Here is a 14,188-nt window from a genome sequence, read left to right on the forward strand (position 1 = left end):
TGCATTGTCTACAAAAACAGCCCTCCTGCATGCGCAGGAGGAACTGTCGGGGCAAGCCTGTCGCTGCCGCGTTGCCGGGCGATCAGTGGCCGCGCGAGGTGGCCGGGACGAATTTGTACAGCTTGTGGATGCCGGTGCCGAAGTTGAAGCGGCTATAACCCGCGCCCCAGTACACCGCACCGTCCACCACCGCCGGCGCGCTCGACACCGAACCGCCGGCATCGAAGCTCCACAGGGTTTTGCCGGTCTCGGCGTCCAGCACCGTCATCGCGCCGGACATCGCGCCCGCATAGACCAGGCCGGGCGAGGACGCGAGCGGGCCGCGGCCGCCTGCGCCGAACGCGGTCTGCACCGGATCGACGCCCGGCACCTTCACCTGCCACAGGATCTTGCCGCTGGCCGCGTCCAGCGCCGCCCACGACCCGGCGTTCCAGGTCTCGGTATTGCCGGGAGCGAGGGTGTAGCTGGTGTGGTTGCTGTTGTTGATGGCCACGTACACGCGCGATTTGAGCGGATCCACCGACGAGCCCCATTCGATGCCGCCGGCGGTGCCGCCCGGACCGACCTGGGTGGACCACACGGTGCGCCCGCTGTCGGCATCGAACGCCCAGTACACGCCGCTCTTCTGCCCGGCGCCGACCAGGGCCTGCGGCTTGCCGTTGCGGACCGCGGTGAACAGGTTGGCGCCGCCGCCGCTGAAGTCGTAATCCGGCCCCTGCGGTTCCTGGCACACGCCGGCGGTCGGTGCGATCAGGCACGACAGCGACCACGCATCGGCGCCCTGCAGGCGCCGCGTCCACACCGGCTTGCCGCTGCGCATGTCCAGCGCCAGCACCGAGTCCACGTAGTTGTCCGGCGCCAGGCAGGCCAGCTGTGCGGTCTTGTCGCCATTGGCGTTCTTGACGCAGCGGGCCACGTCCAGCGGCACCGAATAGTTGTTGCCGGTGGTGGCGTAGACGCGCTGCCGTTGCGGGTCGAGCGCCAGCGTGCCCCACACCGAGGCGCCGGTATAGCCTTCCGGCGCGGTCTGGAAGCGCCACAGCAGCTTGCCGGTCTTCAGGTCGAGCGCGGCCACGCTGCCGCGGAAGGAGAAGGTGTAGCCCCGACTCAGCCCGCCCCAGTCGCCGGACGACACCCCGACATAGACGCGATCGCCGTAGACCACCGGCGAGGCGGTGATGCGCGCCTGCGCATTGGCTTCGACCAGGGTCTTCCACAGCAGCTTGCCGGTGTTCTTGTCGATCGCCACGACCGTGCCGCTGGCCTGGTCGCCGACCAGGACGCTGTTGCGCGTGATCGCCGGGCTGTTGCGCGACAGCGAGGCCGCATTGCCGGTGTAGTCGGACAGTTTCACCTGCCACACCGCCTTGCCCAGCGTGGTGTCGATGCGATACAGCTGGCCGCCCCAGTCGGGCACGTACAGCGCGCTGCCCTGCACGGTCGGCGTGGCGGACACGTCGCCGGCGGTGGTGAAGGTCCAGGCGGTCTTCAGCCGCGCCGCGTTGAACGGGTTGATCTGCCACTCGGCCGGGGCGAAGCGGGTGTTGCGATAGCCGCCACCGGCGTTTTCCCAACTGCTGCCGGTGGCGTATGGCGCGCCGCCGCCGAGCGCCGTGCCATCGGCAGCGGTGGACCGGGAGCTTGCATTGTCGCCGTCGCTGCCGCTGCCGCCCTGTGGGCTGGCGGACGCTGCGCTGTCGTTCGGAGCCTGCGCCGGGGCAGTGCTTGCGGATTGTGCCGACGCCGCGCTGGCGAGCATCAATCCGGGAGCCAGCGCCAGCCAAAGCAGAGAGAGTTTCCGGTGCGCGTAATGCCTGTTCATGCGGTGTCCTTCGGGGCTTGGAGTGGAGACCCCCCCCCCCTTTGCTACCGACGCAATGGTAGGTAGGAAACAACGCGCGTGTCATGTACGCACAAAAAAGTTAGGGACCGCGAAAAAGTTGCATGAATAGCGAAAAACAATCGCGCGCATGGCGTCGCGCAGGCGGTGGCGACCACGCATGGCATCGCCTCGCCCGTTCCCGTACGGTCCAGGTATACGCATTCAAACTGGAATGCTTAAGCTGGCGTATCGACGCTGGGGGCTGACGCAATGGGGATGTTTTGCTTGGAAGGCCGCGCGGCGACCACGGCGAGCGGCGCGGGGGCCGTGCTCGCGGCGAATGGGCGCGCTCGGCGGCGATGGTGCGGCCGCCCGCGTGCGAGGGTGTGGGCATGAAGTTGGCCGATTTCATCGAGGCCAACATCGGGCCGTTGTGCGACGACTGGATCGCGTTCGCGCGTAGCCGCGGTGCCGAAGGCGAGGCGATGAGCACATTCCAGTTGCGCGATCACGCCGCGCAACTGCTGGCCGAAATCGTCGCCGACATGCGCGCGCCGATGAGCGCGACGGAGCTGCGGCTCAGGTCGCTGGAGGCCGGCTCGGAGCAATTCGAGACCGACGGCGCCGCGAGCCTGCATGCCCGGCAACGGGTCAAGCACGGCTTCGGCATGATGCAGCTGGTGTCGGAATTCCGCGCGTTGCGCGCCAGCGTGATGCGCCTGTGGAGTCGGTCCGAACATACCCCCGGCGTGCAGGATGTGCCGGACATGAGCCGCTTCAACGAGGCGCTGGACCAGATCCTGGCCGATTCGGTGCGCGCCTTCATGGAGAGCGTGGCGCAGACCCAGCACCTGTTCATGGGCATCCTCGGCCACGACCTGCGCGGCCCGCTGTCGGCGGTGATGAGTTGCGCGGAGCTGATGCTGGGGCAAGGCGAGCAACAAGCGCCGCAGGCGCGCGTGTTGCTGCGCAGCGCCATGCAGATGAAGGCGATCCTGGACGACCTGATGGACTTCACCGGCGACAATCTGGGCATGTCGGTGGCGGTACGCCCGCAAGCGGCCAGCCTGGAGGCGCTGGCCCAGGACGTCGTCGACGAGATGGCCACGATCTATCCGAAACGGGCGATGCAGGTGATCACGGTCGGCGATCTGCACGGCAGTTGGGACGCGATGCGGCTGCGCCGGGTGATCGCGAACCTGCTGAGCAACGCATTGAAGTACGGCAGCCGCGATCAGCAGATCACCATCGCATTGAACGGCCTGGCGGCGGACGAGGTGGGCCTGAGCGTGCACAACCTGGGGCCGCCGATTCCCGAGACGATGCTGGCCTCGGTGTTCGAGCCGTTGACCACGACCGCGCACGCCGACGGCACGCCACAGATTGCCGGCGCGAATCTGGGCCTGGGCCTGTACATCGTCGACCGGATCGTCGGCGCGCATGGCGGGCGTATCGAGGTCAGCTCCTCGCAGCAGGAAGGCACCCGTTTCCTGGCGACGCTACCGCGGCACGCACCCGCCAGCGGCTGAGCGAGATCGGACCGGCTCGCAGCAGCCCTCCCACCGCAGCCATGAAGCCCCTCTCCCTCCGGCGACCGAAGGAAGTCCCCGGGGGGAGAGAGGGGCGAGGGTCCGGCGCGAAGCGTCGCGCGGAAGTGGGGTGCGCGCGGCTGCGCCCGATTTGGATTAGGGTGATGCGTTTCCCTGAGTTGGAGGTGGATCGTGAAACAGTCGTCGCATGTAGCGCTGTTGTCGCTGTGCCTGAGTGCCGTCGCTCCCGCGTTCGCGCAAACCGCCGCGCCTGCCGCCGACGCGCTGCAGGGCAAGGTGGATGCGCTGTATACGCAAGCGCCGGACACCGTGCAGGCCAAGCAGGTGGCCGAATTGCAGCAGCGCCTGCTGGACTGGGCGCAGCTGGGCCGCTACCGCGCCGACAACGCCGCGTTGGCGGCGCCGGCTGCGGGCGAACAGCGCGTGGTGTTCTACGGCGATTCGATCACCGACGCGTGGGGACGCATGCAAGGCACGACGTTCTTTCCCGGCAAGCCCTACGTCAACCGCGGCATCTCCGGGCAGACCACCGCGCAGATGCTGGTGCGTTTCCGCCAGGACGTGATCGACCTGAAGCCGGCGGCCGTGGTGATCCTGGCCGGCACCAACGACCTGGCCGGCAACACCGGCCTGTCCACGCAGCGCATGATCGAGGACAACCTGCGCTCGATGGCGGAACTGGCGCAGGCCAACCACATCAAGCTGGTGCTGGCCTCGGTGCTGCCGGTCAGCGACTACCCATGGCGGCCGGGCCTGCAGCCGGCGGAAAAGATCCGCGCGCTCAACGCCTGGATCAAGCAGTACGCGCAAAGCCACGGCGCGGTGTACCTGGACTACCACAGCAAGCTGCGCAACCGGCAGGGCGGCATGGACAAGGCGCTGGCCTACGATGGCGTGCATCCCACCGTCGCCGGCTACGCGATGATGGCGCCGTTGGCGCAGCAAGCGGTGGAGCGCGCGTTGGCGCAGCCGTAGCGCGTTGCCGCACAGGCGCGCTCGACACGCTCGGATGGCTCGATCCTGATCCTGATCGCGCCGCCGCTGCATCGGTCGGCGCCAAGGCCAGTGCCGCTACCAGCATCGTTGCGATCATGTCCGTCCCCTTATGCCCGCGGCGAGTGTCTGCCGCCAGCCGCGACGCGCGCAATAGGCCGCAAGACGGGGGGCTTCGCGCCGCCAGGCTCAATCGTGCGCGGCGGTACGGCTGCGCGCGCCGTGGGTCGGCGCGTCACCGGTCCCGAATGCCGTTGCTCAGAAGCGCTCGCCGCCGGGCAGATAACGCCATTCGCCCGGTGCCAGCTTGCCCAGCGGGATGCGGCCCACGCGCAGGCGCCGCAGACTGATCGCTTCCAGCCCGACCTCGGCGCACATGTGCTGTAGCTGCCCGGGCTGCACGTGCTTGATCGCGAAGCGCAGGCGGTCCTCGTTCTGCCAGCTGACCTTGCACGGCGGCAGGCTGCGCTGCCGGTAGACCAGGCCGTGCGCCAGCCGCAGCATGCCGTAGGGGCGCAGTTCGCCGCGCACCTCGACCACGAATTCCTGTTCGATCGAGGTCGCGTCTTCGGTGAGGCGGCGCAGCACGCGGCCGTCCTGGCTCAGCACCAGCAGGCCGCTGGCGGCGTCTTCCAGCGGCAGCGGCGCGTGCAGGCGCAGGAAGTGGCGCTTCAGCACGCGGACATTGGCCATGTCCAACGCGCTGCGCGTGTCCAGCCCGACCAGGGCCAGGGCGGCGTCCAGGTCCAGCCCGGCCGGCTTGTGCAGCAGCAAGGTGGCCGGCTCGACCGCGCCCAGTTGCGCATCGGCGGCCAGGGTCACCTGTTGCGTGGTCACCGCCGCCTGCGGTTCCTCGACCACCACGCCGTCCACGCTGACCCAGCCGCCCTCGATGTACTGCTGCGCTTCGCTGCGCGAGCACGGCAGCATGGCGGCCACGTATTTGTCGAGGCGGGTAGGGGCGGACATCGAATGGCTCGGCGATCAGGGCAGGGCAGTGTACGTGCAGGCGTCGCCGCACGGCCACGCGCCAGGCCGCTCAGCTGGGCGCGGCGCCGGCGAGATCGAGCTGGGTCAGGTACAGGCGCAGATCGAATTCCAGCTGGTGGTAGTCCGGCGCCATGTGCGTGCACAGCTGGTAGAACGGCTTGTTGTGCGCGCTTTCCTTCAGGTGCGCCAGTTCGTGCGCCACGATCATCTGCAGGAACGCTGCCGGCGCGTCGCGGAACACGCCGGCGATGCGGATCTCGCGGCTGGCCTTGAGCTTGCTGCCCTGCACCCGCGAGACGCTGGTATGGGTGCCGAGCGCGTGCTTCACCGCCTGCAGCCGGTTGTCGTAGATCACCTTGTGCAGCGGCTCGGAGCTGCGCATGTGGCGGTCCTTCAGGGCAAGCGTGTAGGCGTACAGCTGGCGGTCGTTGCGCACCGGATTGGGCGTGTCGTAGCGCTTGCGCAGCCATTCGCCGAGGCGATCGCGCGCGATCAGTTCGCGGACCTGGTCCTGCACATGCGGCGGATAGCCGACGAGGTATTTCAGCGCTTGCATGGCGCCACGATAGCGCGCCGTGGCCGCCGCCGCACGGCCGCGGCCAGGGGGCGGCCGCAGCGGGTAAGATAGCGGCCAACGTCTTGGATCGACTGGATTTTCCCGATGCGCAATCCCCTGCAGGAACAGCTGCTCAAGGCCGGCCTGGTGAAGAAGAACCAGGTGGCGCAGGTCGCGCGCGAGCAGGCCAAGGCGCGCCACGGCAAGGCGCCGCCGCCGCCCAGCGCCGAGCAGCTGGAGAGCGAGCGCTTGCGGCTGGAGCGGGTGGAGCGCGACCGCGCGCTGGCCGCCGAGCGCAACGCGCAGGCGCGCGCGCAGGAGCAGCGCGCGCAGGCGCGGCAGATCGTGGACAGCCACAAGCTCAAGGCCGATGGCGAGATCGACTACCACTTCACCGACGCCGGCAAGATCCAGCGGCTGCGGGTGGATGCGGCGCTGCGCGCGCAGCTGATCAGCGGCGCGGTGGCAATCGCGCGGCTGGACGCCGGCTATGCGCCGATCCCGCGTGCGGTGGTGGAGAAGGTGGCCAGCCGCGATCCGGCTGCGATCGTGCTCGACACCACCCAGGCGGCGGCCGCCAGCGGCGAAGACGATCCGTACTACAGCCGCTTCCAGGTGCCGGACGACCTGATCTGGTAGCCGGCTGCGCTGCGGTTTTGCGAGCGCTGCACAGCGGTGCCTGCACCCGCACTACGCGCCGCCAGCGGCTGCGCGCCACCGCCACCGCAGCGCCTGCAGGCGGCGTGCGCCGGCCTCGCCCGTCCGAGGCGTTCTGCGCGCGCCTGTGTCCCCTGTTCGCGGACCAGGCCCTGCAACGCTGGCGCTCCTGCTCGGCCAATGGCGTTGCCGCGCGCCGGTCATGAACATGCCGGCGAATGTGAAACCGGTGTGCATTGCAATTGCCGGCCGCGGCCGCATCATCGGGACCTGACGAATCGTTTGGAGACGATCATGGCCACAGGCTGGGCGAACGACGGCGCGGTGCAGGAGCAGATCGACGCTACCGTCGAAGATGCGATCAAGCGTGCGCGCCGCCAGTTGCCGCAGGGACCGAGCCCGGCGCAGTGCGAGGCCTGCGATGCGCCGATTCCCGAGGCGCGGCGCAAGGCGCTGCCCGGCGTGCGCCTGTGCGTGGCGTGCCAGGAAGCGCAGGACCGCGAGCAGCACGAGCACAGCGGCTACAACCGCCGCGGCAGCAAGGACAGCCAGCTGCGCTAAGGCATGTCGCCGATTCCTGGCGCGCCCTGGGGATCAGTCGTCGTTGGCGGCGATGCTGACCGGCGGCACCGGCCGCGCGTGCAGGGCGATGTTGAGCTGGTCGACCACCATCGCCCAGTCGGCGTCGTCGAGGCGCTCCTCGCGCAGCAGCTGCGCCTGCGCCGGCGTCCAGAACGGCGCTTCTTCCAGCCGCATCGTGTCCGGCAGCGGCGAATGGCGGGCGAGGAACTGGCGGATCTCGGTCTCGGTATTGGGCAGGCCCAATTGCGCGAACAGTTCGGCGAACGGGTGGACAGGTTGTTCCATGGGTCACCTTGTCGGCGGGGGAGGGCGCGCGTCGCGCTGCGGCGGCGTGCGTGGCCGGACACCATAGCGTCCGCGCGATCAGTGTCTTGTTAGGACGTGCGCTTGCGCCGTGCCTGCCGCCTGTCGATCGGCGCTAACCGAGTCCCGGCGGCACCGGGTGCAGAAGATGTTGGACAGCACGCTCCAGGCCGCGAAGAACGCCAGCGCCGCCACCGCGGCGCAGCCGGTGAACGCGGTCCACAGCACCGTGCCGGACACGCCGAGCCGATCCAGGATCAGCAGCAGCGCCGTGCTGTAGATCGCCAAGCCGCTGCCGCGGCGCGCCAGCATCGTCAGTTCGGGCGGCAATGCGGGGTGCTCGCTCAGGCGCCGCCGCCGCCGCGTGCGCAACAACCACACGGCGAGCACGATCAGTGCGATCTGCGCACCTGGCACGATCCGATCCAGCCAGCGGTGGGCCCAGGGCGGCAGCATGGCGTGGAGCGAGGACATCGGCGGTGTCGGCGTGGCGCGTGAGGCGCGATGGCCGCAGTCGTCGCGGTATCGGGCAGGTGCGGGTCGCGCCGCTCAAGGATCCTGTTGCAGGCTGTCCCAGCGTTCGGCGGGAATCTCCGGCAGCGCTTCCAGCGCCGGCATCGCGAACAGGAAACCCTGGTACAGGCCGATGCCCAGCGCGCGCAACGCGCGGTATTCGGCCGGCGTTTCCACGCCCTCGGCAAGCACTCGGCAACCCAGCGCCGCGGCCATGCCGACGATGCCGGCGACGATATGCCGGCGCGGTGCGCTGCTATCGATGTCGCGGATCAGGGCCATGTCCAGCTTGAGCAGATGCGGCTGGAAATCGGCGAGCAGGTTGAGCCCGGAGTGGCCGGCGCCGAAATCGTCGATCGCGGTCAGGAAGCCGCGCTGCGCGTAGTCGCGCAGGATCCGCACCACCTTCGGTAGGTCGCGGATGCGCTCGGACTCGCTCATCTCGAAGATCAGATCGCCGGTCGGCACGCCGTAGCGCTCGGCCGCGGCCAGGGTCAGGCGGATGCAGGTCGCCGGATCGTAGACCGCATTGGCAATGAAATTGATCGACAGCCGGGTGCGCAGGCCCAGCCGTGCCGCAGTGGCGATCGCCTGCACCCGGCAGGTCTGGTCGAAGCGGTACAGCTGCTGCGGGCGCACCCGTGCCAGCACCGCGGCCGCGCCGCTGCCGTCCTCGCCGCGCACCAGCGCCTCGTAGGCGTAGACCGTACGCGCATCGGCATCGACGATCGGCTGGAACGCCATGCGCACGCCGAAGTCGAGCAGTTCGCCATCACGGCAATTGCCGCAGGCCGGTTGGCCCAGTTCGGCGGACAGGGATCGCAGGAGCATGCAGTGCGGCTACCGCAGGAAGAGGTCTGGAGTAGGAGTATCGGCCGGCGCCGTGAAGACGGCGCCGACATCGCGTGCGGCGCTGCCGCGACGCGCGGACTCAGCTGGCTTCGGCTTCGTCGACTTTCTTCAGCACGCGGGTGGTGCCGAGCACTTCGACGCGGCCGCCGGCCTTGCGGAACGCGGCCATGTCGGCCTCGATACGCTCGCGGCTGAGGCCTTTCTGCGCCTTGTCGCCGCCGGCGCCGCTGCGGGCGGTCTTGGCGGTCGGGGGCGGGGTCTTGCTGGTGGGACGTGCCATGGTGAATCTCCTGCAGTCAGTACATCGTCAGGGGAATGCCGCGCGCCAACTGATCGTTGTGGATGCGGCGGATGTCGCGGCAATACGGGCCGGCCATCGTGAATTTGCGGCAGATCGCCGGGCGCTGTTCGTAGATCGAGCAGCACATGCGCTTGCTGTCCACCGCCACGCACCAGCCGTCCTCGTCGCGCGCCATCACGTGCAGGCCTTGCGCGGTGTGCTCGGTGAGATGCTCGGGCACCTTGTCGTCGGGCATCAGCAGCACGGTCAGGCGGCAGCAGATCGCGTCGCAGCGATCGCAGCTGACCGATTTTTCGGCCGTGGCGCGGGGCGTCGATTGGGCGTTCAAGCGGCGTCACCGATGGCCGTGGCGGTGCGCTGGAAGCGCAGCACGCGGCCGCGATACGGCGGCAGGTCGTCGGGGCCGAGCTGCAGCTCGCGCTGTTCGCTGAGCGCATAGCCCTGCGTGGTCAGCGCGCGGGTCAGCGCGGCGCTGTTGCCGCGGCCCGGATCGGCGATCAGCACTTCCGCGCTCGCCGTGGCGTGCCGCGCCAGCAGTTCGGCGAGCATGCCCGGATGCTGGTGTTCGTACAGCACGTCGCTGCCGATGATCACCTCGAAACGGCCCAGTTCGAGATTGGGCTGGTCCCAGTCGAGGCGGCGGTACGGCACCGCGGGCAATTCGTTGAGCGCGGCGTTGTAGGCCAGGAACACTTCGGTCAACGGGTGGCGGTCGCTGGCGACGATGTCGGCGCCGCGGCGGCGCAGCACCAGGCTGGCCAGGCCGAGGCCGCAGCCGATCTCGAGGATGCGCTTGCCGGCGATGTCGAACAGCGCCATGGTTTCGGCGAGCAGCCGCCCGGCCGGCCACACGTTGCCGAACAGGCTCCATTGCGCCGAGGAGATGCCGGCCGCTTCGGCCTGCGCGTCGGGATCGGAGAACTGTTGGGTATCGAGCAGCGAACGGATGCGATAGTCCTGGCCGCCCAGGTTGAGCGTGTTGATCTGGGTGGTGTAGCCGGACACAGGCGCTCCCGGTGGGTCCGGCCCGAAGCGGGACGGAGGCTGGCGCAAGAAGAGGGGCGAGTCGGGCGACAGAGAACGGCCGGACGAGACGCGTGTAAAAACGTGGCGCTGAAGCGTGACCGCGCATATTACGCCAGTCGCCCCTCTTGCGTATGAACGGAAGCTGCGCTAGCGCCTGTGTCTGCCGGGTCGCGCCGGTGCGCGCCGCGGTCGCACGTCGCGGTGCGGGGCTGCGGCGCTCAGCGCTGCGCGGCGGCCAGCGCCAGGCCCTGGACCACGCCGAACGAGGGATCGCCGTGGACCAGGCGCGCCTGCGGGAACGCGGCGGCGGCGATCTGCTGGATGTAGCCGGCGCGCGACATGCCGCCGGTCAGGAATACCGCCGCCGGCTCGCGGCCGATGTCGCTGCGCACCTGCGCCAGCAGTTCGCCGAAGGCTTCCAGATAGCTGCGTGCGGCATGGGTCAGTTCGTCGGCGCGCACCTGCACCTGCAGCCCGGCTTCGATGTAGTCCAGCGGCTCCGCGTGCTGCTCGCTGTCGCTGAGGCGGATCTTGCTGCGTTCCACCGCGCGGTACAGGCGCGCGGTGTTGCCGGTGTCCTGCAGCGCCTGCAGCCGCGTGTCGTACGGGCGCGGTACCTCGTCGTAGCGATGCTGGCGGAAATCGCGCTGGCGGGTGGTGTCCTGCACCATCGCCGCCTCGACGTAGTGGTGCGCCGGCACGCGGGTGCTGCCGCGGCCGAACAGCGGCATGTAGCTGGCCAGGCTCAGCGCCAGGTCGATGTCGGTGCCGCCGCGGGCGATGCCCCAGGCGCGGTGCACCTGCGGCGCGCCGTCGCCGCCGACGCTGGCGTGGGCGATGTCGGTGGTGCCGCCGCCGATGTCCACCACCACCGCGTCGTGGCGGGCTTCGCTGCCGGCGTGGTAGTGCATCGCCGCGGCGGCGGGCTCTTCCAGGAACGCGATATCGTCGAAGCCGGCGGCGAGCGCGGCGCTGTGCAGGATCTCCAGCGCCTGCGCGTTGCCGGCCTCGCCGATCGAGCTGCGGAACTGCACCGGGCGCCCGAGCAGCGCGCTGCGCACCTGCAGGCCCAGTTGCTGCGAGGCGGTCAGGCGGATGTGTTCGAGAATGTGGGTGGCGATGCCGGTGATGGTCTGCCTGGCGCGCGGATGCAGGTTGTAGCCGAGCATCGATTTCGGACTCTGCACCAGGCTGCCTTCGCCTTCGAGGAAATACGCATCCAGCGCGGCGTCGCCGTACACCGCGTTCTGCAGCAGCGCCGCGGAACTGCGCGGCTCGCGCATCTGCGCTTCCATCCATTGCCGGCGTACCACGCGGATCGCGTCGCGGCGCAAGTCGTCGCGGCTGCGCGTGCGGCCGGCGGCGGCCGCATCGCGGCGGCCGGATTCGATCAGCTCGTCCACCTGCCGCTCTAGCGCCGGGGTCAGCTCGAAATCGGACGGGTCGCGCATCACCTCCGGGAAGTACACGGTGGTGCGGAACTGGTGCTGGTCGCCGAAGCCGATCGGCACCACGCGGCCATCGATCACCGCGGCGGCGGCGGAGTTGCTGGTGCCGAAATCGATGCCGAGTCTCATGTCGCTGCGGGGCCGGGCAGGGGGCCGGGCACTGTGCGGCAAGCCGCTGCGTGGCGCAAGCCGGCCGGCGCCGGTGCTGCATCAGCATGCGTGGCAGCGCTCGGGCAGCGTCGTTGCGGGTATGGCCGGTATCCCCGCGCAACGCACGAGGCCCGCGATTGCGGGCCTCGTGCGGTTGCAGCCGGGATGCAGGCGGTTACAGCGCCGCGCCCGCGTGGCCCTGGTCCGTTTCCTGTGCGGTGGCCTCGCGCACGCCGGCCACTTCCACCGCGAAATGCAGCACCTGCCCGGCCAGCGGATGGTTGCCGTCGATGGTCACCAGCTCGGGGCCGACCTCGACCACCGTGACCAGCAGCGGACCCTGGTCGGTCTGCGCCTGGAACTGCATGCCGGCGGCGAGGCTGTCCGCGTCCGGGAACGAACTGCGCGGCACCTCCTGCTGCAGTTGCTCGTGGCGCGGGCCGTAGCCTTCGTCCGGGATCACGTCGACCTGCACGCGCTCGCCGCTGCGCTTGCCGGTCAGCGCCTTTTCCAGCCCCGGCACGATGTTGCCGGCACCGTGCAGATAGCTGAGCGGATTGTCCGGCGAGGATTGATCGATCACCTCGCCCGCATCGTCGGTCAGGGTGTAGTGGATGGTGGCGACAAGACCGTTGGCGATCTCCATGGGAAACCTCATTCATTCATTTAGAAGTGGGATACGCCGGCACAGTCACAGCGCGATGCAAGGTGCTACCCGAATACCCTAACGAAAAGCGCCGGCGGATCGCAAGTCGGTGCAGCGGAGCGGGCGGTTACAATGGCCGTTCGCCCCGTCGTCGCAGCAGCAAGGAACCCCATGTCCGCCGCACCCGCCTGCCCGCAATGCACCCTGCACAACACCTACATGGATGGCGCGCTGTGGACCTGCGCCGATTGCGCTTACGAGTGGCCGGCGACGGCCGATACCGCCTCCACTGCGGAAACGGTGGTGCGCGACAGCAACGGCAACGTGCTGCAGGCCGGCGACACGGTGGTGGTGATCAAGGACCTGAAGGTCAAAGGTTCGTCGATCCCGCTCAAGCAGGGCTCGGTGATCCGCGGCATCCGCCTGGTCGAGGACGATGCCGAGCACATCGAAGGCAACTCGGACAAGATCAAGGGCCTGGTGTTGAAGACCTGCTTTCTGCGCAAGGCCTGAACCGTGGGCGCGGGTTGCGGCGACGGCAGATACCAGCCGCCGCCGCGTGTCCGGCTCAGTCCAGCGTGGGGTAATCGGTGTAGCCCTTGGCGCCGCCGCCGTAGAGCGTGTCCGCATCCAGCGGGTTGAGCGGCGCATCGCGGCGCAGCCGTTCCACCAGGTCCGGATTGGCGATGAACGGGCGTCCGAATGCGACTGCGTCGGCAGTGCCCGCGGCGATGACCCGTTCGGCCAGCGCCTTGTCGTAGCCGTTGTTGACCAGCCACGGTCCGCGGAACCTGGCGCGCAGCGCGGCGTAGTCGAAGGCGATGTTGTCGCGCGGGCCGCCGGTGGCGCCCTCGATCACGTGCAGGAAGGCCAGGCCGAGCGGATCCAGGCGCTCGACCGCGCGCTCGAACAGCGGCTGCGGGTCGCTGTCGTGCGCGTCGTTGGCCGGGGTCACCGGCGACAGGCGCACGCCGGTGCGCTCGGCGCCGATTTCCTGCGCTACCGCCTGCACCACCTCGAACAGCAGCCGGGTGCGGTTCTCGATGCTGCCGCCGTAGGCGTCGTCGCGGCGGTTGCTGCCGTCGCGCAGGAACTGGTCGATCAGGTAGCCGTTGGCAGCGTGCACTTCCACGCCGTCGAAGCCGGCGGCGATGGCGTTGCGCGCGGCGTGGCGGAAGTCCTCGAGCAGCGCCGGAATCTCGTCCAGGCGCAGCGCGCGCGGTTCGGAGACGTCGCTGAAGCCTTCGGCGGTGAAGGTCTTGGCGTTGGCGCGCAGCGCGCTCGGCGCCACCGGCGCGGCGCCGTCCGGCAGCAGGCTGACGTGGGAGATGCGGCCGACGTGCCACAGCTGCAGCACGATCCTGCCGCCGCGGCGGTGCACCTCGGCGGTGACGTTTTTCCAGGCGGCGACCTGCGCCTGGCTGTAGATCCCGGGCGTATCCCTGTAGCCCTGGCCCATCGGGCTGATCTGGGTGGCCTCGGCGACGATCAGTCCGGCGCTGGCGCGCTGGCCGTAGTACTCGGGTGCCAGCGGCGAGGGGATGCGGCCTTCGCCTTCGGCGCGATTGCGGGTCAGCGGCGCCATCACGATGCGGTTGGCCAGTGCGATCGCGCCCAGGCGCAGCGGGGCGAACAAGGGGGAAGCGGTAGCGGTCATCGGTACGTGTCTCGAACGAGGAATGGGGGCAGGGACAGCGCAGCGCCGAAGGCGCCGGTCGTCTCCCGCTAAACATGGGGATGGTCACCGCGGTTGCGCGTGGCCGCGATGGGACAGTGCGTTGCTGGCGGCAGGCTCGCCA

16 protein-coding genes and 1 pseudogene are annotated in these 14,188 nt (G+C 69.5%); 5 read left to right on the forward strand and 12 right to left on the reverse strand.

What is annotated here, in order from left to right:
• Positions 1 to 82: 82 nt before the first annotated feature.
• Positions 83 to 1,822, reverse strand: a complete 1,740-nt coding sequence (locus KHF85_RS06920) for an outer membrane protein assembly factor BamB family protein (protein WP_284569008.1) — start codon at positions 1,820 to 1,822, stop codon at positions 83 to 85.
• A 392-nt stretch (positions 1,823 to 2,214) separates the two neighbouring features.
• On the opposite strand from KHF85_RS06920, the gene KHF85_RS06925 reads away from it, so the two are divergent.
• Both KHF85_RS06925 and KHF85_RS06930 read left to right on the forward strand, forming a co-directional pair.
• Complete coding sequence (locus KHF85_RS06925) at positions 2,215 to 3,351, forward strand: sensor histidine kinase (protein WP_284569009.1); 1,137 nt, start codon at positions 2,215 to 2,217, stop codon at positions 3,349 to 3,351.
• A gap of 192 nt (positions 3,352 to 3,543) precedes the next feature.
• Positions 3,544 to 4,347 carry an SGNH/GDSL hydrolase family protein gene (locus KHF85_RS06930; RefSeq protein WP_284569010.1) on the forward strand — a complete coding sequence of 268 codons (804 nt, stop codon included), beginning with the start codon at positions 3,544 to 3,546 and terminating at the stop codon, positions 4,345 to 4,347.
• 276 nt (positions 4,348 to 4,623) lie between these two features.
• Here the strand turns inward: KHF85_RS06930 and KHF85_RS06935 are convergent, their stop codons facing one another.
• A complete protein-coding gene (locus tag KHF85_RS06935; RefSeq protein ID WP_284569011.1) occupies positions 4,624 to 5,334 on the reverse strand; it encodes an rRNA pseudouridine synthase in 711 nt (236 codons plus the stop codon).
• Positions 5,335 to 5,404: 70 nt separating this feature from the next.
• A complete protein-coding gene (locus KHF85_RS06940) occupies positions 5,405 to 5,911 on the reverse strand; it encodes a YgjP-like metallopeptidase domain-containing protein (RefSeq protein WP_284569012.1) in 507 nt (168 codons plus the stop codon).
• A gap of 105 nt (positions 5,912 to 6,016) precedes the next feature.
• On the opposite strand from KHF85_RS06940, the gene KHF85_RS06945 reads away from it, so the two are divergent.
• Together KHF85_RS06945 and KHF85_RS06950 are read left to right on the forward strand one after the other, a co-directional pair.
• Positions 6,017 to 6,550 (forward strand): DUF2058 domain-containing protein, encoded by a 534-nt coding sequence (locus KHF85_RS06945; protein WP_053835133.1) that lies wholly within the window; start codon positions 6,017 to 6,019, stop codon positions 6,548 to 6,550.
• Positions 6,551 to 6,862: 312 nt separating this feature from the next.
• On the forward strand, positions 6,863 to 7,129 hold the full coding sequence (locus tag KHF85_RS06950; RefSeq protein WP_284569013.1) for a DksA/TraR family C4-type zinc finger protein: 267 nt from the start codon (positions 6,863 to 6,865) through the stop codon (positions 7,127 to 7,129).
• A 33-nt stretch (positions 7,130 to 7,162) separates the two neighbouring features.
• On the opposite strand, the gene KHF85_RS06955 is transcribed toward KHF85_RS06950, so the two are convergent.
• From KHF85_RS06955 to KHF85_RS06990, 8 genes and pseudogenes are all read right to left on the reverse strand, one after another.
• The gene (locus KHF85_RS06955) at positions 7,163 to 7,435 is read right to left on the reverse strand and encodes a DUF2789 domain-containing protein (RefSeq protein WP_009583593.1); all 273 of its coding nucleotides are present in this window, start codon (positions 7,433 to 7,435) and stop codon (positions 7,163 to 7,165) included.
• Positions 7,436 to 7,591: 156 nt separating this feature from the next.
• Positions 7,592 to 7,927 (reverse strand): annotated as a pseudogene (locus KHF85_RS06960) (mechanosensitive ion channel family protein); the annotation flags it as partial.
• A 75-nt stretch (positions 7,928 to 8,002) separates the two neighbouring features.
• On the reverse strand, positions 8,003 to 8,797 hold the full coding sequence (locus KHF85_RS06965) for an EAL domain-containing protein (protein WP_284569014.1): 795 nt from the start codon (positions 8,795 to 8,797) through the stop codon (positions 8,003 to 8,005).
• Positions 8,798 to 8,897: 100 nt separating this feature from the next.
• A complete protein-coding gene (locus tag KHF85_RS06970) occupies positions 8,898 to 9,098 on the reverse strand; it encodes a hypothetical protein (protein ID WP_064539716.1) in 201 nt (66 codons plus the stop codon).
• A 16-nt stretch (positions 9,099 to 9,114) separates the two neighbouring features.
• Positions 9,115 to 9,447 (reverse strand): YkgJ family cysteine cluster protein, encoded by a 333-nt coding sequence (locus KHF85_RS06975; protein ID WP_009583597.1) that lies wholly within the window; start codon positions 9,445 to 9,447, stop codon positions 9,115 to 9,117.
• Positions 9,444 to 10,124 carry a class I SAM-dependent methyltransferase gene (locus KHF85_RS06980; RefSeq protein ID WP_284569015.1) on the reverse strand — a complete coding sequence of 227 codons (681 nt, stop codon included), beginning with the start codon at positions 10,122 to 10,124 and terminating at the stop codon, positions 9,444 to 9,446. Before KHF85_RS06980 ends, KHF85_RS06975 begins: the two co-directional genes overlap by 4 nt.
• A gap of 239 nt (positions 10,125 to 10,363) precedes the next feature.
• Entirely contained in the window at positions 10,364 to 11,722 is a 1,359-nt protein-coding gene (locus tag KHF85_RS06985) for an Hsp70 family protein (protein WP_284569016.1), read from the reverse strand.
• A gap of 196 nt (positions 11,723 to 11,918) precedes the next feature.
• Positions 11,919 to 12,389 (reverse strand): FKBP-type peptidyl-prolyl cis-trans isomerase, encoded by a 471-nt coding sequence (locus tag KHF85_RS06990; protein ID WP_284569017.1) that lies wholly within the window; start codon positions 12,387 to 12,389, stop codon positions 11,919 to 11,921.
• Positions 12,390 to 12,560: 171 nt separating this feature from the next.
• Here KHF85_RS06990 and KHF85_RS06995 point away from each other — a divergent pair, with 171 nt between their 5' ends.
• The gene (locus tag KHF85_RS06995; RefSeq protein ID WP_284569018.1) at positions 12,561 to 12,902 is read left to right on the forward strand and encodes a zinc ribbon domain-containing protein YjdM; all 342 of its coding nucleotides are present in this window, start codon (positions 12,561 to 12,563) and stop codon (positions 12,900 to 12,902) included.
• A 55-nt stretch (positions 12,903 to 12,957) separates the two neighbouring features.
• Here the strand turns inward: KHF85_RS06995 and KHF85_RS07000 are convergent, their stop codons facing one another.
• On the reverse strand, positions 12,958 to 14,046 hold the full coding sequence (locus KHF85_RS07000; RefSeq protein ID WP_284569019.1) for an alkene reductase: 1,089 nt from the start codon (positions 14,044 to 14,046) through the stop codon (positions 12,958 to 12,960).
• Between the last annotated feature and the right edge of the window lie 142 nt (positions 14,047 to 14,188).

It is taken from the genome of Xanthomonas graminis pv. graminis (genome assembly GCF_030168915.1).
In the GTDB taxonomy this organism is placed as follows: Bacteria; Pseudomonadota; Gammaproteobacteria; order Xanthomonadales; family Xanthomonadaceae; genus Xanthomonas_A; species Xanthomonas_A translucens.

Bases quoted from the DNA above. Each gene is read 5' to 3' on its own strand.
- KHF85_RS06920 (WP_284569008.1), bottom strand. From the start codon at position 1,822: ATGAACAGGCATTACGCGCACCGGAAACTCTCTCTGCTTTGGCTGGCG.
- KHF85_RS06925 (WP_284569009.1), top strand. From the start codon at position 2,215: ATGAAGTTGGCCGATTTCATCGAGGCCAACATCGGGCCGTTGTGCGAC.
- KHF85_RS06935 (WP_284569011.1), bottom strand. From the start codon at position 5,334: ATGTCCGCCCCTACCCGCCTCGACAAATACGTGGCCGCCATGCTGCCG.
- KHF85_RS06940 (WP_284569012.1), bottom strand. From the start codon at position 5,911: ATGCAAGCGCTGAAATACCTCGTCGGCTATCCGCCGCATGTGCAGGAC.
- KHF85_RS06945 (WP_053835133.1), top strand. From the start codon at position 6,017: ATGCGCAATCCCCTGCAGGAACAGCTGCTCAAGGCCGGCCTGGTGAAG.
- KHF85_RS06950 (WP_284569013.1), top strand. From the start codon at position 6,863: ATGGCCACAGGCTGGGCGAACGACGGCGCGGTGCAGGAGCAGATCGAC.
- KHF85_RS06955 (WP_009583593.1), bottom strand. From the start codon at position 7,435: ATGGAACAACCTGTCCACCCGTTCGCCGAACTGTTCGCGCAATTGGGC.
- KHF85_RS06965 (WP_284569014.1), bottom strand. From the start codon at position 8,797: ATGCTCCTGCGATCCCTGTCCGCCGAACTGGGCCAACCGGCCTGCGGC.
- KHF85_RS06970 (WP_064539716.1), bottom strand. From the start codon at position 9,098: ATGGCACGTCCCACCAGCAAGACCCCGCCCCCGACCGCCAAGACCGCC.
- KHF85_RS06985 (WP_284569016.1), bottom strand. From the start codon at position 11,722: ATGAGACTCGGCATCGATTTCGGCACCAGCAACTCCGCCGCCGCCGCG.
- KHF85_RS06990 (WP_284569017.1), bottom strand. From the start codon at position 12,389: ATGGAGATCGCCAACGGTCTTGTCGCCACCATCCACTACACCCTGACC.
- KHF85_RS06995 (WP_284569018.1), top strand. From the start codon at position 12,561: ATGTCCGCCGCACCCGCCTGCCCGCAATGCACCCTGCACAACACCTAC.
- KHF85_RS07000 (WP_284569019.1), bottom strand. From the start codon at position 14,046: ATGACCGCTACCGCTTCCCCCTTGTTCGCCCCGCTGCGCCTGGGCGCG.